1 protein-coding gene is annotated in these 779 nt (G+C 58.9%); it reads right to left on the bottom strand.

Going from position 1 to position 779, the window contains the following annotated elements; all coding sequences use genetic code 11:
- Positions 1-111 precede the first annotated feature (111 nt).
- A complete protein-coding gene (locus G1E_RS09675) occupies positions 112-582 on the bottom strand; it encodes an OsmC family protein (protein ID WP_009686130.1) in 471 nt (156 codons plus the stop codon).
- Positions 583-779 lie beyond the last annotated feature (197 nt).

Genomic DNA, 779 nt, shown 5'->3' with positions numbered 1-779 from the left:
GGCATTGAGTCGCACCAGGACGATCCCGCGTGCGCGCAGCACCTCATAACGGGCCTTGAGCGCTGGGTTGTAGTTCATCGCCACCACTCCAATGTCTTTGACCTGAGCCCGCTAGCCGACCGTCACCTCAGCCGCGCACTCCACCGGGAAATTCACGGAGTTGGCGATAAAGCACTCATGATGCGCATCCTCGTGCAGGCGCAGGGCAACTTCCCGGTCCGAGTCTGCGCTGATGGTAACCTGCGGGCGCAGCAGCACATGGGTAAAACGGCCCTTGCCGTGATCGTCACCTTCCACCATGCGCCCCAGTGGAAGGTCGACATACGCCAGTACATTCACGCCGTTGACCGCGCACAGGTGCAGGTACCAGAGCTTGTGGCATGCCGACAGCGATGCCACTAGCATGTCTTCCGGGTTCCAGCGCTGCGGGTCGCCACGGAATGCCGGGTCTGCGGAGCCTTGCAGGGCAACCTTGCCGGCGGCCTCGACATTGAAGTCACGGCTGTAGGCGGTATAGCCGGCGGTGCCGTAGCCCTTGTTACCTGTCCACGTCACCTGAACCACATATTGATGTTCTTTCATGCATCATCCTTGAAATGATCAGCCCGTGTTGTTTCGCCGACTCACCGTGCGAGGGTATTTCTGGTTGGTGTGTTACCTGTAGCGGCCTCGTCGCCGGCAAGGCAGCTCTCATGGAACAATATATAACTTATTGTTTTAGCATGGCGTGTCTAGAAATCGACCCGCCGCGAAGAATTTAACGCGGTGTCTGGCACCGG

This window comes from Pseudomonas sp. TJI-51, assembly GCF_000190455.2.
Taxonomy (GTDB): Bacteria; Pseudomonadota; Gammaproteobacteria; order Pseudomonadales; family Pseudomonadaceae; genus Aquipseudomonas; species Aquipseudomonas juntendi.
This window is presented reverse-complemented; position numbering and strand designations above follow the sequence as displayed.